The sequence below is a fragment of the Nonomuraea sp. NPDC051191 genome (genome assembly GCF_044455665.1).
GTDB lineage: Bacteria > Actinomycetota > Actinomycetes > Streptosporangiales > Streptosporangiaceae > Nonomuraea.
Window position 1 is genome coordinate 569,468 of the sequence record NZ_JBITEZ010000001.1, and the last position, 22,740, is coordinate 592,207.

The following is a 22,740-nucleotide window of genomic DNA, read 5'->3' on the forward strand; positions in this document are numbered from 1 at the left end:
CGGAGGGTGTGGGATTCGAACCCACGAGGCCATCGCTGACCTGGCCGCTTTCAAGGCGGCTGCACTCGTCCACTATGCGAACCCTCCTGTGCGCACACCACGATAGCGGCTGTGGTGGCAGGGGAGTACGTTCAGGAGGCGGCGGATCCGGAGGCCCAGGTCGAGGCGCGCGCTCCGACCGGTCTGCGAGCGGCCGCCTCCGACGGCGTGCTCGCGGTCTAGCCTCGGCCGAGCTGTGACAGCAGCCAGCGGGGGCCCTCGGTCTCGGCTCCGAGCTCGGCCACCCGCTCCTTGAGCCGGCGGTCGGCCGTGACGACGAGCACCCGCTCCCACGGCTTCACCTGGCCCACGATGTCCACGATCGCGTCGTCGCCGCTGCCCGTGGCCGCGACCACCTGAAGCCCCGGGATCTCGGGGGTGCTCCTGGCCGCGCCCTCCACCACCGCGACCACCCGCGGGAACCACTGCGACAACACCGGATGGGTGAGCCTGAGCTCGGCCACCTCGGTGAGCAGGCGCGTGGTGGCGCCCAGCCGGTCCTTCCACCAGCCGTGCTCGGCGCGCGCGCCGATGATGTTGGCGACGTCGAGCACGATCGTCTCGGGGCGGATGGCGGCCTGGACACGGTCCCACGTGGCGGCGAAGCCGGGGTGCAGCTTGCGGCCGGCCAGTTCGGGCAGCGGCAGCCAGCGCAGGTCGGTGCTCTCGCTGTTGGCAGGCCTGGCCGGGACCAGCTCGGCGGACTCGGCGATCACCGTCTCGAAGGTCCAGCCTCCGTGGTCGTCGAGGTAGACGCCCTGCACGCGGAACCCGTCGCCGCCGAGGGCTGCCTCCTCGTGGGCCTCGCGCAGCGCGCTGGTGACGGCGTCCTCGTGGCTGTCGCGGGCGCCGCCGGGCAGGCCCCAGGTGCCGCCGTGGTGGCTCCACAGCGAGCGTTCCTGCATGAGCACGTGGGGCACGCCGAGCGGGTCATGATGGACGAGGAGCAGGCCCGATGCTCCGTGGATGCCCCAATGTCTGTGTCCGAGCCCGCATTCGGCCCAGCCGTCGCCGTCCTTAGCCGCCATGAGGGATTGTCTCAGCCTCCGCCCTTACTGAAATGTTGCAGGTCCTTGGCACCCGCCCAGTAGCCGCCCCACTCCCAGCCGACGTCGGCGAAGGCCCTTACGACCTTGTCTCCAGGGTTTACCACACCTTTACCCTTCAGTGGGCGCTCGGTGTACCTCTTGGCATTTTGGTGTGCGGTGCCACCACTTGCAGTGACATATGGGTTCTCGCGGGGATTGATGTCAATGGCTTGGCCGTACGCATGGTTCGACCAATTGCTGGAGCCGGTCGCGCGACGGCAGTTGAATGCCGAGGTGTTGTCCGCCTCGATGGAAGCGAAGTCGTCGCCTTTGTAGACGTCGACCAGCTTCATCTGCCTGATGGGCCAGCGCCAGTCGTACAGCTTGCGGAAGACGGTCTCGATGTCGTCGGTGACCGTTTTGCGGACGACCAGCTCGCCCGTGTGCGGTTTGTCGTCGAAGCCCCAGAACGACATGGTGACGAGCCGGAGGTCCTGGTAGGAGACCGGGCACCCGGGCCGCCACGAGTACGGCAGCCGTTCGCGCGCCACCTTCGTGACCTTCGACGTGAACGGCGGCGGAGCCGTCGGGCTCGGCTCGCTCGTCGGTGAGGTCGTGGGCGAGATCGTCCCGGATGCCGGCGCGGAAGGCGTGGGCGTGGCGCCGGACGAGGCGACGGGCTCCTGCCCTGCGCACGAAACGGACGTGAGCACCACGAACGCCATGGCGGCTGTACGTTTCATCTGGCCACCATATGCGACGTCATGCCAGGTCAGGGGACTATCAGCACGGTACGGCGAGCCCGTTTCGCCAGGCCGACGGCCACCGAGCCGCCCAGGGCGTGCCAGGAGGAGCGCGACCTGCCGACCACGATGGCGTCGGCCCGGTAGGAGCTGGCCAGTGCCTCCAGCTCCCGGGCGGTGTCCCCGCGGACGCTGACGAACTGCCAGGGCACGCCCGCGCCTCTCAGCTCGTCCCGGAGGTCGTCGGTGAGGTCGGCCGCGGAGTCGGGGATGACCGGAGAGCCGGCGAAGAACCACATGGTGGTGCTGTTGATCGGCTCCACGAAGGCGACGAGCAGCGCGGCGGCGTCCCGACGGGCCAGCCCGGCCGCGTACGCGAGCGCGTTGCGGCTGGGGTCCGACCCGTCGAAGCCGACGACGAGCAGTCCGGCGCCGTCCTTGCCGATCTCGAACTGCCCCGCGGGGAGCCGGCCCTCCAGTGGCTCCCAGCCGGAGTCTGTGCTACCGCCGAACACGGCATGACTCGCGTCAGGCGTCCGCGTGCTTGCCACGGCGGGCCAGCTCGCGCAGGGAGTCGGCGGCGTAGATCACCAGGGCGACGAACGACACGGCGGCGAGCCCGCCACCGACCCACAGGTCGTTGACCGTCGCGTTCGCGTACGAGGCGCCCCGGGGCTGGTAGCCGACCGCGAACGGCGCGGCGACCAGCCACAACCCGGTCAGGAACAGCAGGACGAGGGCGGCGATGCCCAGTTTGGCCTTCATCGGGACTCCTCCAGACCCACCAGGGTGGTCTTGCCGTTCTGACGGTGCTCACCGCCGCGGCTCGGGTTGTGCATGTCCTCGCGCAGCGCCTCCACGAGCGGGGCGAGCAGGCTGGCCAGCTCGGCGGAGGACGCCTGCGGCGCGACGGGCACGGGCTCGGGCTCGGGCTCCGGCTTCACGCGCTGCTTGACCGCCACCAGGCCGCGCACCACGAGCTCTTCGTGGATGGCCAGGACGAAGCCGACGACGCCCACGAGACCGAAGACGGTCACGCCGAGGCCCGAGAAGAACTCGGTCGTGGTGGGGTCGGCCCAGTCGGCGTTCTCGGGCTGCGTGCCGAGGGCGAAGGGGGCGATCATCAGCCACAGGCCGGCCATGACCGCCAGGGCCGCCGCTACGGCGCCCACGAACTTGCGAATCATTGAGAGACTCCTCCGGATACGAGGTCTTGCTGCGCCGGCCTGGCCTGCGCGATGAGGGCGCGCGAGGTGGGCCGAAGCACGTTCTGTGCGACCGTCCAGGCGCGTTCGCGCTCGGGGCGGCCGTCGGGCGGCGCCATCCTGGCGACCGCGGAGAGCAGCGCGGACGGCTGGCCGTTCGACCGCTCGACACGCTGGGCGATGAGCTCCAGGAGCAGCCCGGCCAGGACCAGGTCGTCCTTGCCGAGTGGCTTGGGGCCGGCCGGCATCGTCGTGCCGCGCAGCGGCAGCTCCTTCAGGAACAGCGCCGCGATGAACCCGAGCAGCGCGATCGGCACGCCGACCAGGAACACCGTCTCCAGAGCCCGGGTGAAGGACTCCAGGATGATGCCCTTCAGCGGCTCGGGCAGGTGCTGGATCGCGGCGGGGCTGCCCAGCTTCTGCCCGGTGCCGGGCAGGTGGAGGCGGGCCTTGGCCACGAGGTCGGCGAACTCGCTCGCCTGCCGGTTGGTCAGGATCGCGCCGAAGCCCGCGACGCCCATCGCGCCGCCGAGCGAGCGGAAGAACGAGACGCCGGCCGTGGTCGAGGCCATGTCGCGCAGCTCGGAGCCGTTCTGGGCGGCCAGGATGAGCATCTGCATGGACAGGCCGAGGCCGATGCCCAGCACGCCCACGTCGAAGCCGATGAGCCATTCGCTGGAGTCGACGTGCAGCCGGGAGAGCAGGAACAGGCCGACGGCCACGATCACGAGGCCCGCCACCGGGAAGATCTTCCACTTGCCGGTGTTCGTGACGATCTTGCCGGAGATCACGCCCGCCAGGAACAGCGCCACCACCATGGGCAGCGTCATCAGGCCCGAGTTCGTCGGGCTCAGGCCCTTGACGATCTGCAGGTACTGCGGCAGGTAGATCATCGCGCCGAACATGGCCATGCCGACGAACAGCGAGGCCGCGCTGGTGAGCACGAACGTGCGGTTCCTGAACAGCCGCGGGGGCAGGATCGGGTTGCGCGCCGTACGCTCGGCGAGCACCGCCAGGGCCAGCATGAGCACGGCGAACGCGCCCAGGAAGTAGGTCCAGAACGAGTTCCACTCGAACTCGGTGCCGCCCAGCGTCAGCAGCAGCATCAGCGAGGCCGCGCTGGCCGTGATGGTCGTGGCTCCCCAGATGTCGATCGAGGTGTTCCGCTTGACCTTGGGCAGCCGCAGCACCTTCTGCACCACCGCGAACGCGACGATGGCGAACGGCACCACGACGTAGAAGCACCAGCGCCAGCCGAGCCAGTCGGTGTCCACGATGAACCCGCCGAGCAGCGGTCCCGCGACGGTGGAGATCCCGAAGACGGCCCCCATGTAACCGGAGTACCGGCCGCGTTCACGCGGCGAGACGATGTCTCCGAGGATCACCTGCGCAAGGGCCGACAAACCACCCACACCCAGGCCCTGTACGGCACGTGCCGCGATGAGCTGTCCCATGTTCTGGGACAGACCGGCCACCAGTGAAGCCGCCACGAACAGACCGAGAGCGGTCTGGAAGAGCAGTTTCCGTCCGAACAGGTCGGACAGTTTGCCCCACAACGGCGTCGAGACCGTCATCGTCAGCATGGTGGCGCTGGCCACCCATGAGTACTGGTCCTGACCGCCGAGTTCCCCCACGATCGTCGGCAACGCGGTGCCCACCACGGAAGTGGAGATCATCGACGTCAGCATGGCGAGCATGAGCCCGGACATGACCTCGAGGATCTCGCGGTGGGTGTACTGCCTTCGGGCGGGGGGAGCGGCCTGTGCCTGGGCTACCAAGACACCACATCCCCTTCATACGCACTTGTCCAAGGTTGAGTATACGCATGTTTACTAGCCGCGCGGCAAGTGACTTTATTCCTGAGTAGAGTTCGAAACATGGACGCCCAGACGACGGACGCCCGGCCCCGCGGACGCGAGGCCACCCGGCAGCGCATCCTTGACGCGGCACGCGTGCTGTTCGGCGAGCACGGGTACGAGCAGGTCACCGTCCGCATGATCGCCGCGGCCGCGGAGGCCAACATCGCGCTGGTCGGCCGCTATTTCGGCTCCAAGGCCGGGCTCTTCGGCGCGGTGCTCGAAGGCGAGCCCACGTTCGTCGCCCTGCTGGCCGGCGAGCCCGGGAGCCTGCCGCGCCGCCTGGCCGAATACGCGGCCGAGCGCATGCACCACGACCCCGAGAGCCCGGTCCTGCGCACCCTCGAACGCTCGGCCGCCCATCCGGAGATCCAGGACGTCGTGCGCGAGCGCCTGCACACGTCCATCCTCGATCCGCTGGCCGCGCAGCTCGACGGCCCGGACGTCCAGGCGCGGGCCAGGATGGCGACGGCCGTCTTCCTGGGCATCGGCGCGATGCGCCGCCGCCTGGGCCCGGAGCAGCCCACGGCGGCCGACGTCGAGCGGCTGACCGCGGTGTTCGAGGCGTGTCTGGCGGAGTGAAACTTTCATCGCTCTGACCGGCTGTGGCCTGGGAGAAGCCGGTTCGCAGCGGTCCGATGTCTTTCTGCGGGACAGCCGGGCTACCTACGATCCAGACATCGTGGGAGCGCTCCCACTCCCCCACTACGGACGGAGTAACCTCATGTCTCGCAGAAAGCCCGCGCTCGCGGCGCTCCTCGCCGCCACCGCCATGGCCGCGGCGGGAGCGGTCGTCCTCGCCTCGTCCACCGCCCAGGCCGCCGACTCCGCTTTCTACGTGGATCCCCTGACGAACGCCGCCAAATGGGTCGCCGCCAACCCGGGCGACAGCCGTACGGCGGTGATCAGGGACCGGATCGCCGCCGTGCCCCAGGGCCGATGGTTCGCCACGTACAACCCCGCGACGGTCCGGAGCGAGGTCGACTCCTACGTCGGGGCCGCCGCGGCGGCGGGCAAGGTCCCGATCGTCGTCGTGTACGACATGCCCAACCGCGACTGCGGCGGCGCGAGCGCGGGCGGCGCGCCCGACCACGCGTCCTACCGGGCGTGGATCGACCAGATCGCGGCCGGTCTGGGCGGGCGGGCCGCGACCGTGGTGCTCGAACCCGACGCGCTGGCCATCATGACGAACTGCATGAACGCCTCGCAGCAGGCCGAGGTGAAGGCGTCCATGGCGTACGCGGGCAAGAAGTTCAAGGCGACGTCGTCGCAGGTCAAGGTGTACTTCGACATCGGTCACGACGCGTGGTTGTCGGCCTCGGAGGCCGCGTCCAGGCTCAACGGCGCCGACGTCGGGGGCAGCGCGGACGGCATCGCGCTCAACACGTCCAACTACCGCTCGACGCCGGGGCTGGTGTCGTACGCCAAGAGCGTCATCGCGGCGACCGGCGTCTCCAGGCTGAAGGCGGTCATCGACACCAGCCGCAACGGCAACGGCCCGGCGGGCAGCGAGTGGTGCGACCCCGCCGGCCGGGCCACCGGCCTCTGGAGCACCACGAACACCGGTGACCCGGCGATCGACGCCTATCTGTGGGTCAAGCCGCCGGGCGAGGCCGACGGGTGCATCGCGGCGGCCGGGCAGTTCGTGCCGCAGCGGGCGTACGACCTGGCCATGGCCGCGCCCTCACCGACCGCCACCCCGACCGTCACGCCAACGGTCACTCCCACTGTGACGCCGACCGTCACGCCCACCACCGGCCCGGCCGGCTGCTCGGCCGCCTACAAGGTGACCAGCCAGTGGCAGGGCGGCTTCCAGGCCGAGGTCACCGTCAAGAACACCGGCTCGTCGCCGACCGCGGGCTGGAAGGTCCAGTGGACGTTCCCCGGCGGCCAGACGATCAGCCAGCTCTGGAACGGCACCCTGTCCGGCAACGCCACCGTGACGAACCTGAGCTGGAACGGCGCCCTGGCCGGCGGCGCGACGACCACGTTCGGCCTCCTCGCCAACGGCAACGCCGCCACCAGCACCCCACCCGCGCTCACCTGCACCGCGTCCTGACGCCCGCCCACGCCCCTCGCGCACCGTCGCGAGGGGCGCCGGGGAAACCGGCGGGGAAATAAGCGGAGAGCCGTTACGGTTGCACTCGCCGATGGCCACCGTCCAGGCGAAAGGGCTCGTACCCCATGACTGTTCCACTCTCCATCCTTGATCTGGCGCACATCGGCGACGGAGAGACGGCGAGCGAGAGCCTGGCCGCGAGCGTGGGCCTGGCCCAGCGGGCCGAAGAACTGGGATACCACCGCATCTGGTACGCCGAGCACCACAACATGCCGAGCATCGCCTCCTCGGCCACCAGCGTGCTCATCGCCCACGTAGCCGCCCACACCAGGACGATCCGTCTCGGAGCGGGCGGCATCATGCTGCCCAACCACTCCCCGCTGACCATCGCCGAGCAGTTCGGCACCCTGGAGACCCTCCACCCCGGACGCATCGACCTCGGCCTCGGCCGCGCCCCCGGCAGCGACCAGCAGACCATGCGCGCCCTGCGGCGCACCCCCGGCGCCGCCGACACCTTCCCCCAGGACGTCCTCGAACTACAGGGATACCTGACCGGCGAGTCGCGCATCCCCGGTGTGGACGCCACGCCGGGCAAGGGCACGAACGTGCCGCTGTACATCCTCGGCTCGTCGCTGTTCGGCGCCCAGCTCGCCGCCGCGCTCGGGCTGCCGTACGCGTTCGCCTCGCACTTCGCGCCCGACGCGCTGGAGGAGGCCGTGGCGACCTACCGGCGCGAGTTCAAGCCGTCCGAGCAGCTGGCCGAGCCGTACGTCATCGCCGGGGTGAACGTGATCGCCGCCGACACCGGCGAGGAGGCGCAGGAGCAGCTGCTGACGGCCAAGCGGTACCGGGTGAGCCGGTTCCTCGGGCGCGGACGCACGTTCACGCCGGAGGAGGCCGACATGGTGCTCGAATCGGCGGCCGGGCAGCAGATCCTGCGGATGATGCAGTACTCCGCCGTCGGCACGCCCGCCGAGGTGGAGGACTATCTGACCCGCTTCGCCGCGCACGCCCAGGCCGACGAGCTGATCGTCGTCTCCTCGGCGCCCGACAGGAAGGCGTGGCTGCGTTCCATCGAGTTGCTGGCCGCCGCCCACGGCCTCGCGGGCGCCGCCTCCTAGTCGGCCGAGCGCTGCGGCCTCAGCAGGTGAGGCCCGGTCAGGTCGGACGGCGGCGCGGGCGACAGGCCGGCGTCGACCAGCTGGGAGCGCAACGCGAGCACCGTGCGTTCGAGGGCCCGGATCTGGGCCTGCAACCGTCGGATCTGGTCGCGCATCGCGACCGAGCTGCTCTGCTCGTCGACCAGCTCCGCGCCGAGCTGGCTGGCCTGGCCCTGCATCCTGGTCATCTGCTTCTCCATCTGCGCCAGGGCGTCCTCGTAGATCGTCTTGGCGCGGATGAAGGCCTCGGCGTCGACCTTCGAGCGCTCGACCTCGGCCTGGTGCTCGACCTGGAGCAACGCGCTCTGCTGGGACTTCTTGCTGGCGTCCGTCGCGGACCGGAAGGCGAGGTAGGCCACGCCGAGCGGCACGACTCCGACGCCGAGCTGGACCAGGATGTCACTCAGACCGGACATGGCGGCCCCCCAAGGGACGGATCACCCCTGTGTAGGTGACGCCGTCGTCGCTGTACCAGGCGTTGACCGTCAGCCCGATCGCGAACTCGCTGCCGTCGCGATGGAGGCCGACCAGCGGGATGATCCGGCCGGCCAGCTCGGAGTGGCCATCGGAGAGCACCCGGGCCAGGCCGTCGGTGTGCGGGTCGCGGAAGCGCGGCGGCATCAGGATCGTCAGCGACCTGCCGACCGCCTCGTCGGTGTCCCAGCCGAACAGGGCCTCGGCCTGCGGGTTCCACGACTGGATCGTCCCCGAGGAGTCGGCCACGATGACGGCCGTCGACGACGCGGCGCGGCGGCCCGGCAGGCGGTTGATCACGACGGCTTCGGGCCAGGTGGCGATCAGCGCGATCCAGCCGCCGAAGGCCAGCCACACCGCCCCGCCGACCCAGCCGCGCGGGTTGTCGCCGGTGAAGGTCGAGAGCAGATAGATCAGCCCGTACGTGAGGAGCACCGCGGTCGCGGCGGCGAAGGCCATCCGGTCGGACCGCATGAACGCCTGCGTCAGGCAGAGCAGGCCGAGCGCGCACCAGACCGCCGCCCAGGCGGGCAGCGGGGCGATGACGGCCAGCGTGGCGTAGCCGGGGGTGCCGCGCTGGCTGCCCGGCACGAACGCCAGCGAGGCCGCGATGGCCAGGCTCAGCAGGCCGACGAACGTCAAGGAGGCGCCCCGCCTCCCGATGCGGCGGAGGACTCGGGTGAGGGTACGGCGATGTGGGGGCGTACCGACAACGGGCCCATGACTCACAGTCGCCACATTAATGCAGGCGGTTATTTTCCGATGAGACTATCGCGCCTGGAAACGCCGGGGAAACGGCGCAGGCGCTTGCATTCCTCTCCTGGAACCGCTCGAGGAGAGGTGTGCAATGAGTGGAGCCGGATTCGCGCAGCCGTCACGGCGGACGACGTTGGGCCTGCTGGGGGCCGTGCCCCTGGACGGGTTCCCCGACGAGGTCGCCAGGCACGTCACCGTGCACCAGCTCCTCACCCACAGCTCCGGCCTGCCGGACTTCACCGTCCAGGACCCCGACGACGTCAAGCGGGTCACCCACAGCGTCGAGGAGCAGACCCGGTTCATCAGTACGCGCACCCGCCTGCTCAAGCCCGCCTACACCCCCGGGACCGACAAGACCTACAGCAGCTCCGGCTACGAGATCCTCGGCGAGCTCGTCGCCATCCTGTCCGGGCTGCCCTTCCACGAGTACGTGCGGCGCAACCGACGGCGTCCGCCACCTGGAGGCGGGGGCCGTGTCTGACGGCGGGCCCGGCACCAACGCCGCCCGCGCCTTCATCGGCTCAGGCGGCGGCAGCGGCTTCTCCTCGGCCCCCGACCTGGTGCGGTTCGCGCTCGCGCTGCAACGCGACAAGCTGCTGAACCGCGCCTACACCCAGCTCTACCTGAGCCCCAAGATGTCCGGCCCACCCCTCGCCGGCCCCGGCCCGGCGCCCGCGGCCGAAGCCTTCCAGGCGTACGGGCCCATCGCCGTGATCACCGGCGACCAGCGGCACATCGGCCATGCCGGCGGGATCGCCGGCGGCAACACGAACTGGTCGATCTACCTCGACAGCGACTGGGTAGGGGTCATCCTGTGCAACTACGACCTCGACATCCAGTCCGTCATCCGCCAGGAACGGCAGGCCGTCCCGGGTGCCTGAACGCCGTCGATAGGGTCGGGCGCATGGGTGTCGAGGTGGGTGTGGTGCGTGAGGTGGACCAGGAGCTCGTGGACGCCTTCGGGGTGCTGCTGCCGCAGCTCTCCGCGTCCGCCGAGCCGCTGGACCGGGCGGCGCTCGAACGCGTCGTGCGCAGCGAGGCGATCACCGTGCTGACCGCCCGCCTGGACGGGCGGATCGTCGGGACGTTGACGCTGGTCCTGTTCCCGGTGGCGACCGGCATGCGCGCCCGCATCGAGGACGTGGTGGTCGACGCCTCGGCGAGAGGGCGCGGGGTCGCCGCCGAGCTGACCCGGCACGCCCTGCACCTGGCCGGACAGGCGCGGGCCCGTACGGTCGACCTCACCTCCCGCCCCGACCGCGAGGCCGCCAACCGCCTGTACGAGCGCCTCGGCTTCCGGGCCAGAAGCTCGACGGTCTACCGCTACGGCTCCGAGCGGTAGCCCGTACGGCAGCTGGTCAGGAGGCGGGCGAGGGTCCGGGCAGGGGGGTCGCCGTCGGTGTGGAGGACGGTCGTGGCCAAGGTGCCGGTCGGTGAGGCCATGTCCTCGCCGAGGGTGCTCTTGCCTGTCGCGGCGGGACCGATGAGGATCATCCACGGCGCTGCACGCATCCGTCCATTCTCCCGGCAACCGGTGAAACCTTGTCGAGGGCACCGTGAAACCGGCGTCCCCGACAGTGGAGCCATGAGCATCACAGAAATCGGGCACACCGGGGTCGGCCCACCCCTCAGCGGGGCCACCGAACTCGCCGTACGCGCCGAAGGGCTGGTGAAGACGTTCGGCGCGCACCGGGCCGTGGACGGCATCGACCTGGACGTACGCACCGGCGAGATCTTCGGCGTCCTCGGCCCCAATGGCGCCGGCAAGACCACCACCCTGCGCATGCTGGCCACCCTCCTGAAGATCGACGCCGGCCGCGCCGAGATCTTCGGCGTGGACGTGGCCGCCAACCCGCACGTGATCCGCCAGCTCGTCGGCGTCACCGGGCAGTACGCCTCGGTCGACGAGAACCTGACCGCCCGCGAGAACCTCTGGCTGTTCAGCCGCCTCCAGGGCATCGCCAAGCCGCGCGCCCGGAGCATCGCCACCGAGCTGCTGGGCCAGTTCGGCCTGGAGGACGCCGCCGACAAGCCGATCTCGCAGTTCTCCGGCGGCATGCGCAGGCGCCTGGACCTGGCGGTCAGCCTGATCACCAGGCCACCGTTGATCTTCCTGGACGAGCCCACCACCGGCCTCGACCCGCGCACCCGGGGCCAGATGTGGGACGCCATCCGCGACCTGGTCGCCGACGGCTGCACGGTGCTGCTGACCACCCAGTACCTGGACGAGGCCGACCAGCTCGCCGACCGCATCGCCGTCATCGACCACGGCCGCAAGGTCGCCGAGGGCACCCCCGACGAGCTGAAGAGCGCGGTCGGCAACTCGACCCTCCAACTGCTGCTCGCCGACCCGGACGAGGTGCCCGCCGCCGTCGAGGTCGTGCGGCGCGTCCTCGGCTCCGACCCGGTGCTCAGCCCGGAGCAGGGCCGCCTCAACGTCGCGCTCGACCAGGCGGACCTGGCCGCCGAGGTGCTGATCGCGCTGCGTACCGCCGGGGTGTCGATCTCCTCGGTGAGCGTGGCCAAGCCCAGCCTGGACGAGGTGTTCCTCGTACTGACCGGCCACGAGACGGACGGCGACGCCGCGACCGGCACGGAGGAGAACCGATGAGCACCATGATCGCCCCCACCCGCGAGCGGGTACGGGCCGCCGACCGCGTGGAGGCCGCCCGGCGGCGCGTGACCATGGGGGAGACCGTCGCCCAGACGTTGTCGATGGCCTGGCGGGCGCTGAAGAAGATGCGCCGCAACCCGGAGCAGTTCTTCGACGTGGCGCTGCAGCCCATCCTGTTCACCGCGATGTTCGCCTTCATCTTCGGCGGCGCCATCGCCGGCGACGTGCAGAACTACCTCCCGCTGATGATCCCCGGCATCCTCGCCCAGACGGTGCTGACGACCTGCATGGCCACCGGCACGCAGCTCCGCGAGGACATGGAGAAGGGCGTCTTCGACCGGTTCAAGTCGTTGCCGATCGCCCGGATCGCGCCGCTGGCCGGCCCGATGGTGGCCGACCTGCTGCGTTACACGATCGCGGCCACGCTGACCTTCGGCATGGGCCTGGTGATGGGCTACCGGCCGGGCGGCGGCGCGGTCGGCGTGCTGGCCGCGATCCTGCTGGCCATCTTCACGGGCTGGTCGCTGGCGTGGATCTTCACCTGGGTCGGCACGATCGCCCGGAGCGCCCAGGCCGTCCAGGGCATCTCGATGATGATCCTGTTCCCGTTGACGTTCCTGTCGAACGCGTTCGTCCCCGTGGAGACCCTGCCCGACTGGCTGGCCGCGTTCGTCCGGGTCAACCCGGTCTCACACCTGGTCACCGCCGCCCGGGACCTCGCCAACAGCGCCTCCCTCAGCGGCGAGGTGGCCTGGACGCTCCTGGCCTGCGCGGCCGTCATGGCGATCTTCGCTCCCCTGTCGGTACGCAGCTACAAGCGGCACATGTGAGCGCCGCCGGTCAGGGCCGAAGACCTGCTCGACGTGCCGCCGCGCCTCGTCGAGCAGGTCCGGTCCGCGCCGGTCGCCGTACTCGGAGCGGACGGTGGCGAGCATGCCGGGCGCGGCCCGTTCCGCGTACGGCACGATCCGCTCGAAGCTCATGCTCGGCATCGTGCTGTTGTACGTGAACCGTTCGGCCAGCACCAGCAGCCTGATCGCGTCGCGCGCCGCCATGGCCTCCCGCAGCAGCCCCCAGGTCCCGAACGCGAACAACATCGTGCCGCACACCGGGAAGTCGAGGACGGGGTTCTCCACGACCAGCAGGTCGTAGCGCCGCGCCCGCGCGAACAGCTCCTCGCCGAACCGGACGTCCCGCGGCCCGGCGTGATGCGCGTACGCCGTCAGCGTGATCGCCTCCGTGACGATCGACCAGGGCGTGGTCTCCTCGGGCGGCACCCCCGGCGGACGCAGGTCGCCCGCCCGCTCGACCGCCCTGCGGTACTCCGCCAGCGCCGCGGCCGTCTGCCCGCGGGCGAGCGCGATCTCGGCCGCGCACAGCAGGTCGATCGCCGCCCCGCCGAGTATCGCGTCACCGTCGTTGATCCCGGTGATGCCGGCGAGCTCGGCCTCGGCGGCGTCGAGATCGCCGTCGGCCAGCGCCGAGACCAGCAGGACCGAGCGGAGCTGGGCCTCGTCGTCGGCGGCGCCGAGCCGGCGCAGCACCGGGATGGCGGTCCGCGCGTGGCCGACCGCGCGTCCGCGGTCGCCGAGCTGCATGACCAGATGGGCCAGCACGGTGTGCGTGATGGCGGAGATCCACGGCCCCTCGTCGCCGCGGAGCAACGACAGCGTCTGCTCGGCGGCCTCGATCGCCTCGTCCACGGCTCCCACGTTCTCCAGGACGTGGATGCTCGCCTGCGCCGCCGCCAGCGCCACGTCGCGGTCGGGGCTCCGGCGCAGCACCATCAGCTTGCGGAAGGCGTCGTCCCGGTCCCACGAGAGCACCACCGTGCTCATCGCCCCCAGGCGGGGATCGGTCTCGCCGGTCTCCGGCAGCTCGCACAGGAGCAGGCGAAGAGGGTCGTGGGCGCGGTCGCTCACGGCGATGGTGTTCATCAGCGAGATCAGCAGGGCGGCCCGGGTCACCTCGACGAGATGCGGCGGCGGCGCCCAACCCTTGATCACCTGCCCGATCGCCTCCCGGTGGACGAAGATCCGGGAGTGGTCGCCGCGGATCGACCACAGGGCGCCCACACCGGCCAGCAACTGGACCGTCGTGACCGGATCGGACTCGGCGAGCGCCTGCCGGAGCAGGTCGGCGAGGTTGCCCTCCTCCGCGCACAGCGCGTCGACCGCCGTGTACTGCTCGGGGCCGAACAGTTTGTAGGCGTACGCGTGGGCGTACGCCGTCGCCCACTCCCGTTGCGCCGTCCGGGCCGCGGCCTCCTCGCCGGCCTCCTTCAGGCGCATCCGGCCGAACTCCCTGACCGTCTCCAGCATGCGGTAGCGCAGGCCGTACGCCGTCTCGCGGACGCTGAGGATGGACTGCTCGGTGAGCGCGTCCACGACGTGCAGGGCGTCCGGGCCGAGTACGTGCTCGGCCGCGGCCAGCGTGAACCCGTCGCCGAACAGCGCCAGCCAGCGCCACGCCTGCCGTTGGGGCTCGTCCAGCAGGTTCCACGACCAGTCGATCACCGCGAGCAGCGTCTGGTGGCGGTCGGGGGCCGTACGGTTGCCGCCGCGCAGCAGGACGAACCGGTCGGCCAGCCGTCGCGCGATCTCCTCGACCGACATCACCCGCACCTTGGCCGCGGCCAGCTCGATCGCGAGCGGCAGCCCGTCGAGGCGGGCGACGACCTCCCCGACCGCCTGCCCGTCCAGCCGCACCCCCGGACGGGCGGCCGTGGCACGCTGGCGGAACAGCTCCGCGGCGTCGTCCGCGCGCAGCTCGCCGAGCAGGTAGACGCGTTCGGCGGGGATCGACAGGGGAGCCCGCGAGGTGGTGAGCACCCGCAGGTCGCGGGCCGTCACGGTGAGGAAGGCCACCAGGTCGGCGACGGCCTCGATCACGTGCTCGCAGTTGTCCAGGATCAGCAGCGCCGGAGCCTGGTCGAGATGCTGGGCGATCCGGGCCCGTACGTCGGCGCGCTGCTCGGCGGTCAGGGTACGACGGCCGCCGACCGAGTCGCGGACCCCGAGCGCCGACCCCACCTCGCCCACCACGCCCTCCGGCGAGGAGACGCCGACCAGCTCGATGAAGTGGACGACGGACTGCGCGGCGTTCCGGCCGACGACATGAGCCAGCCTCGTCTTGCCCAGGCCGCCAGGGCCGATGACGGAGACCACCCGGTTGGTCGGCAGCAGCGAGTGGATCGCACGGATGTCGTCCTCGCGGCCGAGCAGGGAGGAACCGTCGAACTGGATGCCCACGCGTACCGGCCGGTCCGCGTGGAGGAGTTCGGCGTGCACGCGGGCCAGGCCGGGGCCCGGTTCGGTGCCGAGCCGGTCGATCAGCCCCGAACGGTGACGTTCGTAGCGCTCCAACGCGGCGGCGGCCCCGCGTACGGCGGCCTCGCTGCGCAGCAGGCAGGTCAGCAGCTCCTCGTCCTGCGGCCGTTTGGCCGCGACCTCCTCCAGCAGCGGCAGCGCGCTCTCGTGCGCGCCGCTGCGGCTGCCCGCGATCGCCGCCACGCGCCTGGCCTCGGCCACCTGCCTCGCCGCGACGGCGCGCAGGTCGGCGAGCGGGCCCGTGGCGCCGTCGGGGCCGGCCACGACGAGGTCCATGGCCTCCTCGGCACGACGGCGCGCCAGCGCCGTGTCGTCCTCGCCCAGCGCCGCCCGCGCCTGCTCCACCAGCGTCCCGAGCAGCAGCACGTCGACCTGTGCGGCGGGGAGCCCGAGCCGGTAGCCGCGCGGGACGCGCACGACGGCGTCGGGGCAGGTCGCCGCCCTGGTACGGGAGACGACCACCTGCAACGCCTTGGTCGGGTTGGCCGGCGGCCCGTCGGGCCACAGCTCCTCGACCAGCCGGTCGTCGCCGACCCCCGCGCGTCCCTGGAGGGCCAGCACGGCCAGCAGGGTGTGCGCGCGGTCGCTCACGACGTGCGCGCCGCGCCACCGGACGCCGTCGAGGAGGACCAGTGAGGGAGACACATCCTCAGCTTACGGACGATTCACCGGCCCGTGCCGCCTCCGGCACGCGGCCCACCGGAACGCCTTGCCTGCTTGACACTCAGACCGCCTTCGCCCGGCCGGTGCCGACGGCCTCGTCGACAAAGGCGTCTGCAAACGATGCGACGGCTCGATCGACCGGCACACGATCCCGTTCATCCGCCCCGACGACAGCACCCCGCTGCTGAACGCCTTCAAGGGCACGGTCTACCGGTTCGCCAGATCCATGGCGGCGAACCCATGGCTGGGCGCCGCCGTGGCCACCGTGAAAAGCCGTCCCATGCTGTACGTCACCATCTCGGGAGCGGGCGCCGGCGCGATCCTGCCCCATCTGGACAGACAAGGGCTTCCCAAGGAGGTCGTCTTCGTCCAGGACGCGACCGCACTCGTGAACGACGAACTCCTGGACGTGAGGAGCAGGCCGTTCGCCCCGGTGGTGGCCTCCTGGCGGGACGCGCCGACCACGGTTCGGAAGGACCGGAGCTGCCGGCTGGGGCAATGCGCCGCGCAGAAACTGCTCAACCGCATCTTCGCCGACGCGCGCCGGCGCAACGCGTCGGGCGCGTCGGAGGTGCGCCCGCCCGCTCTGACCGGCGTGATTACGATGAGGTGTGGAACGGCTTCGTAGCGTGCCCGTGGCGGGCGACGAGGTGGAGGTGCTGATCGTCGGTGGCGGCGCGGTCGGGCTCACCGCACGGGCGCTGCTCGAACGCTGGGGCGTGCGGACCCTGCTGGTCGAGCGACACCGCGAGCCGTCACCCTTTCCCAGGGCCCGGCTGCTCAACGTGCGCTCGATGGAGATCTACCGCCTGCTCGGCCTCGCTCCCGAGATCACCGCCACAGCCTTCACCCCCGAGTACGGCCGCATCCGCTTCCGCGACACCATGCGGGACCGCGACTTCGCCACGGCGGCGATGATCGGGATCAACGCGCCGGTGCCCGAGAGCCCTGTGACCGGCGTGGTCACCTCCCAGGACCGTCTGGAACCGATCCTGCTCGCCGGGGCGTCGTCACCGGTCCGCTTCGGCACCGGGCTCGTCGACCTGACCGAAGAGGCCGACGGCGTCGCGGCCCTGATCGGCGGCTCTCACGGCGGTTCTCTCGGTGGTTCTCTCGGTGGCTCTCACGGCGCCTCTCGTGGCTCTCGACCCGGAGACCGGACCCGCCTGCGCGCCCGGTACGTCCTCGCCGCCGACGGTGCGAACTCCACCGTCCGGAGCCTGCTGGGCATCGGCGTCTCCGGCCCCGGGCGGATGGGCGGCTTCACCACCGTCGTGTTCGACGCCGTTCCACCCGGACGACATCGGCTTCTACGAACCGTGGGACGGCCAGGACGACACCTGACCCTCTGATCGGCAGGGAAGTGCGGACGCCTCGTCAGTCACCGGCGCCCCTGATGAAGCGGGAACGCCGGCTCATTCACCCAGAGGCCGAAGCTGTCTGGCCTCCACCGCATGCCGCCCCTTGCGTCGCTCACCCAGCCGCACGCCCCGGTCGGGGGCATCGGGCACGCTGCTGCCCACGTTCGACAGCTCCAGCGGAACGCCCTTGTCGGTCGTCCCCATGGCTTGGCCATCCGTGCTCGATCGGCCAGTGTCTCAGGGGTGGACCGACTGGTCGGCGAGGGCCTCGGCGACGGTGAGGCTGTCTTCGTAGACGGCATATCGGGTGATCAGCCCGTCCTTGACGGTGAGGTGAAGCGCGCACAGGGCCACGTATCGCCTCCCAGTGGCCTTCACCATCTGCTTGATGTCGCCGAGCACCGCCGCTTCCGTTCCGTCGATGAGGACGCGGGACACCTCTCCGGCCGACTCTTCGGGGACGTGGAAGGCGGCTATGTCCCGGAAGTGGTCGGCGACGTCGGCGCGGGTGTACCGGGGACGGATCCACGGCACCGCCGGATGGCCGTCCTCCGGCCAGTCCAGTTGCCAGTCGACGTGCTCGGCGAACAACTCGGCTATCCGGTCCGGATCGCCCTCGCCCAGCCGACGAAGGAACTCCTCCGTCGTGGCACGAGTGCTCGCCTGGTTCGGCGTGCCCATGGTGAACTGGTACTCGTGCCGGATCAGCCCATTTCCACCGAGGGTGAGAAAGATCCGGCCGGCCCAGGCGATGTTCCCTTCTGCTGCGGGGACCATGTGGGTGGTGAAGGTGACCGTGTCGTGGTGGCCGGTCGCGTCGCCCGTGGGCCGGAAGACGAATCCTGCGTCCCGCACCAGATCGTTGTGTGCCTGGGTGATCCGGGCCTCAAGGGCGTCATGACCGTGGTATCGGGCGGATTCGGTGACCTGTGTGCCGTCCGCGTCCCACAGTCCAGCGATGGCATTTCGGCGCGCAACCGGGTCGGTCTCGTTCCATACAGCGACGTAGCGGTTGACAAACTGGTCGATATCAATGTCGATGTCCACGTGTGGGACGTTATTTCGGTTCCACTGACATCTCATGTCAGTGGACTGAGGCAGACTTCACCGCATGCGTGCGAGCCGTGACCACCGTGCAGCTCGAACTCATGGCCTCCCGCGAGGGCGGCGACGGGCGGAGGGATTCGATGGCGGGTCGCCGAATCGTGTTGTGGGACATCGACCACACCCTCATCGACACCAGAGGTGTCGGCCGTGAGCTCTCGGCGCAGGCGTTCGAGCAAGTGACGGACGTCCCCATGGTCAAGCAGGCGAAGATCGACGGCCTCACCGAATCGGTGATCTTCCGAGAGACTGCGAAGCTCCATGGCCTGCGGACCGACCGGTACGATTTCGAGCGCTTCGCCGCGGCCCTCGCCAAGGCCCACCTGGCGCGGGCTGCCGACCTGCGGAAGCGCGGTCACGCCCTCCCTGGCGCCGCCGCGGCTCTGGACGCCTTGGGCGCCACCCCCGGAGTGCTGCAGACCGTCCTGACCGGGAACGTCCGCAGCGTAGCGGAGATCAAGCTCCGGGTCTTCGGCCTGGACGGGCGTATCCGCTGGGACATCGGCGCGTTCGGAGAGGACGACGACGTGCGGGCCGAGCTGGTGCGCATAGCGTTGGGCCGAGCAGCCGCGCTGTTCGGGGCGCCGGTCGCGCCTGGCGAGGCGGTGCTCATCGGAGACACTCCGGCCGACGTCGAGGCCGGTTTGGAAAACGGCGTACCGGTGATCGCGGTGGCATCAGGGCGAAGCTCCGCCGATGACCTGCGCGACGCCGGCGCTGTCCACATCCTGCCGAGTCTTGAGGTCACGGACGCGGTCGTAGCCATGGTTCGGGAGGCGTAGCCGATGGCCGAGCCGAGCCCCTGTTGACAAGATCCCCAAATTGCCTGAACAGCTGAGCGACTGCGGCAGGAACGTCTGGCCGCATGCAGCGTTCCTCGACTCCCGGACCGGGCGACGCTTACGCACCCTGCCCGTTCACCTCAAGGGTGACGCCTGACTTCTCCGCCCAGAAGGCGAGCCGTCCCGCGATCTGTTCGACCCCCGCAAACGGCTCCGGGTAGGACCAGACCACGTCTTCGGCCAGACCGTCAGCGGTGTCCACCGACCAATAGACGGCATCACCCTTGAACGGGCAGTGCGACGTCGTCGTCGACGACCGGAGCAGATCCATGTTCACATCGTCCGGCGGCAGGTAGTACCGCGGTGGGCAGCCTGTCTCGGTGAGTACGAGCGGCCGGGAGGAGGTCGCGACGACCGAGCCCTTGACCCGTACCACGACATGGTCCGACGCAGGCGTGACCTCGATGTCATGTCCTCGTGTCTTCATGTGTCAATCCCATCAGACATCTCCGGTGACGGCCAATGTCACCGGACACGCGCGTCCGTCAGACGGCCCATCGGCATGAGCGGCTGTCCCCATGCGAGCGAGTGCGGTGTTGCCGGTTGGCGGCTGCGACGTGTAGGACGGCTCTTGTCATCATGTCCGTACGCCCGAGGTGCCGGGAGCCGAATCATGGATGATCGCTTCAACGCGATCGTGAGCGCAGGATCGCTGAAGGTGACGGACGAGCACGCGGTGCATTTCCCTCATCGATGGACGCCCGAGGGCGTGAGCGTCAGAGCGGACTTCACCGGAGGACATCTCCTTCACCTCGCAGCGGCGGGATGCGTCCTCAACGACCTCTACCGGGAGGCCGCCGCACTGGGAATCGAACTCCTGGGAGTGCGCGTCTCCGCAGCCGGCGGCTTCGACACCGAGAGCTGGCGGTCAACCGGGATCACCTACACCGTCGACGTCAGCTCCACTGCTCCAGCCGAGAGCATCACCCACCTGATCGACATCGTGGACTCCGTCGCCGAGGTCCCCCGCGCCATCCGACAGGGTGCGACCGTGCAGAGGATCAGCTGACCGACCATCCAGGAACACAACCAGCAGAACTTCCGCACCACGCGCTGGGACTCGAAACGGCCCGGACGCAGGGTAACCCTCAACGGGTTGCCACGCCTCGCTGATTCCAGGAGGTCTTCCATGCGTCAACGATCACGGTCTGGTCAACGGTTCGTTGACCGGCAGCCGGGATGGAGCGGTGCGGTTCTCGTCCTGACCAACGATCCCAGCTACCGGTCTCGCCCCGGGCACGGCCGCCCCACGAAGCCTTCGCGGCAGACGCGGGCGGTTCGTTCGCGGAATCACGCACCTCGATATTGGCGCGGAATGCGGCATGGCCGTGGCACGGGTGAATCCTGACGTACGCGGGCGACGGGACGTGGATTGCCACTGAACCGCAGGGCGTCGAGCCCTAGACTTCGGCAGTGAACGCCGACGATGTCCGGCGGTTGCCCGCCCTCCGGGGGAGGAGATCGCATGCAGGACCCTTCGGACCCGATGGAGATCGTCGAGCCTGAGGAGAACGGCCGGAGCAACACCACCGACTCACCTGTTGTGCACGATCCGACACCCAACTCGAACCTCGGCTCAACGACGGCATCAACGGTGCTGGCGGAGGTGCTCCCAGGGGTTGCTGTCGTCTTCGGTGAGTTCCCGGCGGAACTCAAGCCCGATCTGATCGACTTTGGGCTCGTGTCGGCCGCCGACCGCAAGCAGATCTCCACAGTCCTCGCCTCGATCGGAGACACGGCGACCGTGGCCGGCAACCTCGGAAACGCATTAGCCGGCGCGCAGGGGCTCTACAGGATCAGCGACGCGACACAGGCCCTGCTGAAGGCCGGCGGAACGCTCGCCGTCAAGGATGGCGCGAAACTCGGAACAGTGATCTCCTCCAGTGGCCTCGCTCAGGCCCGCTTCATCCCCGTCACTGCGGTGAGCGCGGCGCAGACCGCGGCCGCAGTCGGGCCGGCGCTGGCCATGGTCGCCCTTCAGATGCAGCTGAGTGAGGTCACGAGCCTTGCCAGGACCAACGTCGCACTGACCAGCCAGGTGCTCACAACCATCCGCAACGAGCAGTGGGCCGAACTGACGGGACTCGTCGCCACCATCGATCGCGCAGTTGACCAGGCGCGAGAGGTCGGATCGGTCCCCACCTCCTTGTGGGACGGCGTCGCGGGTAGTGAAGCGTCGCTGCGTAAGCAGCTTGACCTGTACCGACGGAACGTCCGCGGCCACGTCGGGCAGATCGATCGGCCCGACACGCATCGCCGCCGCGAGTATCTCCAGACGAACGCCGAGGCGATCCTCTTCGACGCCAACGCCCTTCTGTCCTCCGTCAAGGCGTGGACCGGGTATCAGGCACTCCGCGCCGCGAAGGCGAGAGCCGCCGGACGCGAAGACGCTGACGAGGCACGTCTCGTCGACGTCATTGCGCGCGACACTCGCACGGAGCTCGACTTTGCTCTGGCCGAGACGACGAGCCTCGTCGACTCGCTGACGCGGGAGCTACGAATCATCGCCGAGCTTCCCGGACGCGACACACTGTCACAGTCACTGACGGGGAAGCGGAAGGACGCGCAGGCAGCCCGCCGAACCTCCGTCCGTCTTCTAGAGGCGATCGAGCCTCTTGCCGATGCTCTCCATCCGCCTGCCCCTCCGCTAGAGGCTCCGGGCGTCGTCTGCGCAACCAAATCGCTGGATCTCGAGCCGTACCTTCGCATCCTGCGATGGTTCTTCGAGGACGGTGAGACCCTACGTGTCCTCGGCTTCCCCGAGCAGCTTGACGCCCTCGGCCCAATTTCTGCGATCTTCAGCGGAGCGAAGGAGAAGCTGGCGGCAGCGAGGGACAAAATGGCAGCAAAGACACTGGTCGCCGTCACGGATCGCCGCATCCTCATGGCCAAGACGAACGCATTCCTTGAGCAAGGCGAGATCCGTCAGGACATCCCGATCGACCGGGTGCGATACGTCCGAGCAGCGACCACACAGGACAGAAGCGGGCGCTTGGCGATCGACCTCATCACGCGCGACGAGAACATCCGGTGGCTCTTCCACGCTGACACCGACAAGACTCAAGTGAACGCACTTGCCGCTGTGCTTGCCGAGTCGATGACAATCCCGGATGTTGAACGCGACGAGCTCCAACAGCGGCGCTACGCCTCCATCGAGGCGGGCAGGAAAGGCGAGAGTGCTGGCACGAGGTCTACGGAACCGACCGGATCCGAGGCCACGACCTGCGATGCCGAGTAGGCCTCTGGCCAATTGACGAGGGGCCGCCCCGACCGCACGTACCGAGCCTGGCCACGTGCGTCGGTGGGCAGTGGTGCGCGGCCACCCGCGGTTGCAGGCCGTTCGGGCTGCCGCGATCACCAAGCTGTACCGGGGTCTGAGGGCCGACGGCGGCAAGAACGGGCGGCCGCGCTTCGGAAGGCCTTCCGTGACGTCTTTGCTGTCCAGCAGCAGCGTGCGATGGGACGCCAGCGACGGATCCAAAGTGAGCCTGGCTCAGTCGCCCGGAT

At 70.0% G+C, this 22,740-nt stretch carries 23 protein-coding genes, 1 tRNA gene and 2 pseudogenes; 12 read left to right on the forward strand and 14 right to left on the reverse strand.

Annotated features, from left to right (window positions below):
* The 7 genes from ACIA8R_RS02685 to ACIA8R_RS02715 form a co-directional block, all read right to left on the reverse strand.
* Nucleotides 1–87, reverse strand: a tRNA-Ser gene (locus tag ACIA8R_RS02685).
* A 131-nt stretch (nucleotides 88–218) separates the two neighbouring features.
* Nucleotides 219–1,067 carry an NUDIX domain-containing protein gene (locus tag ACIA8R_RS02690; RefSeq protein WP_364083288.1) on the reverse strand — a complete coding sequence of 283 codons (849 nt, stop codon included), beginning with the start codon at nucleotides 1,065–1,067 and terminating at the stop codon, nucleotides 219–221.
* A gap of 11 nt (nucleotides 1,068–1,078) precedes the next feature.
* Nucleotides 1,079–1,810: a M15 family metallopeptidase gene (locus ACIA8R_RS02695; RefSeq protein ID WP_357693070.1), complete on the reverse strand. Its 732-nt coding sequence runs from the start codon at nucleotides 1,808–1,810 to the stop codon at nucleotides 1,079–1,081.
* 29 nt (nucleotides 1,811–1,839) lie between these two features.
* Nucleotides 1,840–2,325: a universal stress protein gene (locus ACIA8R_RS02700; RefSeq protein ID WP_357693068.1), complete on the reverse strand. Its 486-nt coding sequence runs from the start codon at nucleotides 2,323–2,325 to the stop codon at nucleotides 1,840–1,842.
* A gap of 13 nt (nucleotides 2,326–2,338) precedes the next feature.
* Nucleotides 2,339–2,575 (reverse strand): hypothetical protein, encoded by a 237-nt coding sequence (locus tag ACIA8R_RS02705; RefSeq protein WP_364083284.1) that lies wholly within the window; start codon nucleotides 2,573–2,575, stop codon nucleotides 2,339–2,341.
* Nucleotides 2,572–2,997 carry a hypothetical protein gene (locus ACIA8R_RS02710; protein ID WP_364083281.1) on the reverse strand — a complete coding sequence of 142 codons (426 nt, stop codon included), beginning with the start codon at nucleotides 2,995–2,997 and terminating at the stop codon, nucleotides 2,572–2,574. The genes ACIA8R_RS02705 and ACIA8R_RS02710 overlap by 4 nt, the downstream gene beginning before the upstream one ends.
* A complete protein-coding gene (locus tag ACIA8R_RS02715; protein WP_364083278.1) occupies nucleotides 2,994–4,793 on the reverse strand; it encodes an MDR family MFS transporter in 1,800 nt (599 codons plus the stop codon). Before ACIA8R_RS02715 ends, ACIA8R_RS02710 begins: the two co-directional genes overlap by 4 nt.
* Nucleotides 4,794–4,892: 99 nt before the next feature.
* Between ACIA8R_RS02715 and ACIA8R_RS02720 the strand changes: the two genes are divergently transcribed.
* The 3 genes from ACIA8R_RS02720 to ACIA8R_RS02730 all read left to right on the forward strand — a co-directional run bounded on the left by ACIA8R_RS02720 (nucleotide 4,893) and on the right by ACIA8R_RS02730 (nucleotide 8,051).
* Entirely contained in the window at nucleotides 4,893–5,453 is a 561-nt protein-coding gene (locus ACIA8R_RS02720; protein ID WP_397036122.1) for a TetR family transcriptional regulator, read from the forward strand.
* 142 nt (nucleotides 5,454–5,595) lie between these two features.
* Nucleotides 5,596–6,930, forward strand: a complete 1,335-nt coding sequence (locus tag ACIA8R_RS02725) for a glycoside hydrolase family 6 protein (protein ID WP_364083275.1) — start codon at nucleotides 5,596–5,598, stop codon at nucleotides 6,928–6,930.
* 125 nt (nucleotides 6,931–7,055) lie between these two features.
* Nucleotides 7,056–8,051, forward strand: coding sequence for an LLM class flavin-dependent oxidoreductase (locus tag ACIA8R_RS02730; protein ID WP_397036125.1), 996 nt, complete (start codon nucleotides 7,056–7,058; stop codon nucleotides 8,049–8,051).
* On the opposite strand, the gene ACIA8R_RS02735 is transcribed toward ACIA8R_RS02730, so the two are convergent.
* Entirely contained in the window at nucleotides 8,048–8,506 is a 459-nt protein-coding gene (locus ACIA8R_RS02735) for a hypothetical protein (protein WP_357693055.1), read from the reverse strand. The two genes, ACIA8R_RS02730 and ACIA8R_RS02735, sit on opposite strands and share 4 nt — an antisense overlap.
* Complete coding sequence (locus ACIA8R_RS02740) at nucleotides 8,490–9,206, reverse strand: PAS domain S-box protein (RefSeq protein WP_397036127.1); 717 nt, start codon at nucleotides 9,204–9,206, stop codon at nucleotides 8,490–8,492. The genes ACIA8R_RS02735 and ACIA8R_RS02740 overlap by 17 nt, the downstream gene beginning before the upstream one ends.
* 205 nt (nucleotides 9,207–9,411) lie before the next feature.
* Here ACIA8R_RS02740 and ACIA8R_RS02745 point away from each other — a divergent pair.
* Both ACIA8R_RS02745 and ACIA8R_RS02750 read left to right on the forward strand, forming a co-directional pair.
* A pseudogene (locus ACIA8R_RS02745) lies at nucleotides 9,412–10,201 on the forward strand (serine hydrolase).
* 23 nt (nucleotides 10,202–10,224) lie between these two features.
* Nucleotides 10,225–10,662 carry a GNAT family N-acetyltransferase gene (locus tag ACIA8R_RS02750; RefSeq protein WP_357693049.1) on the forward strand — a complete coding sequence of 146 codons (438 nt, stop codon included), beginning with the start codon at nucleotides 10,225–10,227 and terminating at the stop codon, nucleotides 10,660–10,662.
* Here ACIA8R_RS02750 and ACIA8R_RS02755 read toward each other — a convergent pair.
* Nucleotides 10,644–10,832 carry a hypothetical protein gene (locus tag ACIA8R_RS02755; RefSeq protein WP_397036129.1) on the reverse strand — a complete coding sequence of 63 codons (189 nt, stop codon included), beginning with the start codon at nucleotides 10,830–10,832 and terminating at the stop codon, nucleotides 10,644–10,646. The genes ACIA8R_RS02750 and ACIA8R_RS02755 overlap by 19 nt on opposite strands.
* Nucleotides 10,833–10,905: 73 nt before the next feature.
* Between ACIA8R_RS02755 and ACIA8R_RS02760 the strand changes: the two genes are divergently transcribed.
* On the forward strand, nucleotides 10,906–11,931 hold the full coding sequence (locus tag ACIA8R_RS02760) for an ATP-binding cassette domain-containing protein (protein WP_364083259.1): 1,026 nt from the start codon (nucleotides 10,906–10,908) through the stop codon (nucleotides 11,929–11,931).
* Nucleotides 11,928–12,764: an ABC transporter permease gene (locus ACIA8R_RS02765; RefSeq protein WP_357693043.1), complete on the forward strand. Its 837-nt coding sequence runs from the start codon at nucleotides 11,928–11,930 to the stop codon at nucleotides 12,762–12,764. The genes ACIA8R_RS02760 and ACIA8R_RS02765 overlap by 4 nt, the downstream gene beginning before the upstream one ends.
* A gap of 1,680 nt (nucleotides 12,765–14,444) precedes the next feature.
* Here ACIA8R_RS02765 and ACIA8R_RS02770 read toward each other — a convergent pair.
* Nucleotides 14,445–15,908, reverse strand: a pseudogene (locus ACIA8R_RS02770) (ATP-binding protein); the annotation flags it as partial.
* 298 nt (nucleotides 15,909–16,206) lie between these two features.
* Between ACIA8R_RS02770 and ACIA8R_RS02775 the strand changes: the two are divergent.
* The gene (locus tag ACIA8R_RS02775; protein WP_397036132.1) at nucleotides 16,207–16,554 is read left to right on the forward strand and encodes a hypothetical protein; all 348 of its coding nucleotides are present in this window, start codon (nucleotides 16,207–16,209) and stop codon (nucleotides 16,552–16,554) included.
* On the forward strand, nucleotides 16,538–17,278 hold the full coding sequence (locus ACIA8R_RS02780; RefSeq protein WP_397036134.1) for an FAD-dependent monooxygenase: 741 nt from the start codon (nucleotides 16,538–16,540) through the stop codon (nucleotides 17,276–17,278). Before ACIA8R_RS02775 ends, ACIA8R_RS02780 begins: the two co-directional genes overlap by 17 nt.
* Before the next feature lie 63 nt (nucleotides 17,279–17,341).
* Here ACIA8R_RS02780 and ACIA8R_RS02785 read toward each other — a convergent pair whose 3' ends face one another.
* Nucleotides 17,342–17,491 carry a hypothetical protein gene (locus tag ACIA8R_RS02785; RefSeq protein WP_364083250.1) on the reverse strand — a complete coding sequence of 50 codons (150 nt, stop codon included), beginning with the start codon at nucleotides 17,489–17,491 and terminating at the stop codon, nucleotides 17,342–17,344.
* 33 nt (nucleotides 17,492–17,524) lie between these two features.
* Entirely contained in the window at nucleotides 17,525–18,334 is an 810-nt protein-coding gene (locus ACIA8R_RS02790; protein ID WP_397036136.1) for a nuclear transport factor 2 family protein, read from the reverse strand.
* A gap of 77 nt (nucleotides 18,335–18,411) precedes the next feature.
* On the opposite strand from ACIA8R_RS02790, the gene ACIA8R_RS02795 reads away from it, so the two are divergent.
* Nucleotides 18,412–19,173: an HAD family hydrolase gene (locus tag ACIA8R_RS02795; protein WP_397036138.1), complete on the forward strand. Its 762-nt coding sequence runs from the start codon at nucleotides 18,412–18,414 to the stop codon at nucleotides 19,171–19,173.
* Nucleotides 19,174–19,291: 118 nt separating this feature from the next.
* Here ACIA8R_RS02795 and ACIA8R_RS02800 read toward each other — a convergent pair whose 3' ends face one another.
* Entirely contained in the window at nucleotides 19,292–19,660 is a 369-nt protein-coding gene (locus ACIA8R_RS02800) for a DUF427 domain-containing protein (protein WP_397036140.1), read from the reverse strand.
* Nucleotides 19,661–19,846: 186 nt separating this feature from the next.
* Here ACIA8R_RS02800 and ACIA8R_RS02805 point away from each other — a divergent pair, with 186 nt between their 5' ends.
* Both ACIA8R_RS02805 and ACIA8R_RS02810 read left to right on the forward strand, forming a co-directional pair.
* The gene (locus ACIA8R_RS02805) at nucleotides 19,847–20,242 is read left to right on the forward strand and encodes an OsmC family protein (protein WP_397036142.1); all 396 of its coding nucleotides are present in this window, start codon (nucleotides 19,847–19,849) and stop codon (nucleotides 20,240–20,242) included.
* A gap of 456 nt (nucleotides 20,243–20,698) precedes the next feature.
* Complete coding sequence (locus ACIA8R_RS02810) at nucleotides 20,699–22,471, forward strand: hypothetical protein (RefSeq protein ID WP_397036144.1); 1,773 nt, start codon at nucleotides 20,699–20,701, stop codon at nucleotides 22,469–22,471.
* Nucleotides 22,472–22,740: the final 269 nt, after the last annotated feature.

Excerpts from the sequence above, each read along its gene's own strand:
- ACIA8R_RS02690 (WP_364083288.1), bottom strand. The coding sequence starts at position 1,067 with ATGGCGGCTAAGGACGGCGACGGCTGGGCCGAATGCGGGCTCGGACAC.
- ACIA8R_RS02695 (WP_357693070.1), bottom strand. The coding sequence starts at position 1,810 with ATGAAACGTACAGCCGCCATGGCGTTCGTGGTGCTCACGTCCGTTTCG.
- ACIA8R_RS02705 (WP_364083284.1), bottom strand. The coding sequence starts at position 2,575 with ATGAAGGCCAAACTGGGCATCGCCGCCCTCGTCCTGCTGTTCCTGACC.
- ACIA8R_RS02710 (WP_364083281.1), bottom strand. The coding sequence starts at position 2,997 with ATGATTCGCAAGTTCGTGGGCGCCGTAGCGGCGGCCCTGGCGGTCATG.
- ACIA8R_RS02720 (WP_397036122.1), top strand. The coding sequence starts at position 4,893 with ATGGACGCCCAGACGACGGACGCCCGGCCCCGCGGACGCGAGGCCACC.
- ACIA8R_RS02725 (WP_364083275.1), top strand. The coding sequence starts at position 5,596 with ATGTCTCGCAGAAAGCCCGCGCTCGCGGCGCTCCTCGCCGCCACCGCC.
- ACIA8R_RS02730 (WP_397036125.1), top strand. The coding sequence starts at position 7,056 with ATGACTGTTCCACTCTCCATCCTTGATCTGGCGCACATCGGCGACGGA.
- ACIA8R_RS02735 (WP_357693055.1), bottom strand. The coding sequence starts at position 8,506 with ATGTCCGGTCTGAGTGACATCCTGGTCCAGCTCGGCGTCGGAGTCGTG.
- ACIA8R_RS02750 (WP_357693049.1), top strand. The coding sequence starts at position 10,225 with ATGGGTGTCGAGGTGGGTGTGGTGCGTGAGGTGGACCAGGAGCTCGTG.
- ACIA8R_RS02755 (WP_397036129.1), bottom strand. The coding sequence starts at position 10,832 with ATGCGTGCAGCGCCGTGGATGATCCTCATCGGTCCCGCCGCGACAGGC.
- ACIA8R_RS02760 (WP_364083259.1), top strand. The coding sequence starts at position 10,906 with ATGAGCATCACAGAAATCGGGCACACCGGGGTCGGCCCACCCCTCAGC.
- ACIA8R_RS02765 (WP_357693043.1), top strand. The coding sequence starts at position 11,928 with ATGAGCACCATGATCGCCCCCACCCGCGAGCGGGTACGGGCCGCCGAC.
- ACIA8R_RS02775 (WP_397036132.1), top strand. The coding sequence starts at position 16,207 with ATGCTGTACGTCACCATCTCGGGAGCGGGCGCCGGCGCGATCCTGCCC.
- ACIA8R_RS02785 (WP_364083250.1), bottom strand. The coding sequence starts at position 17,491 with ATGGGGACGACCGACAAGGGCGTTCCGCTGGAGCTGTCGAACGTGGGC.
- ACIA8R_RS02800 (WP_397036140.1), bottom strand. The coding sequence starts at position 19,660 with ATGAAGACACGAGGACATGACATCGAGGTCACGCCTGCGTCGGACCAT.
- ACIA8R_RS02805 (WP_397036142.1), top strand. The coding sequence starts at position 19,847 with ATGGATGATCGCTTCAACGCGATCGTGAGCGCAGGATCGCTGAAGGTG.
- ACIA8R_RS02810 (WP_397036144.1), top strand. The coding sequence starts at position 20,699 with ATGCAGGACCCTTCGGACCCGATGGAGATCGTCGAGCCTGAGGAGAAC.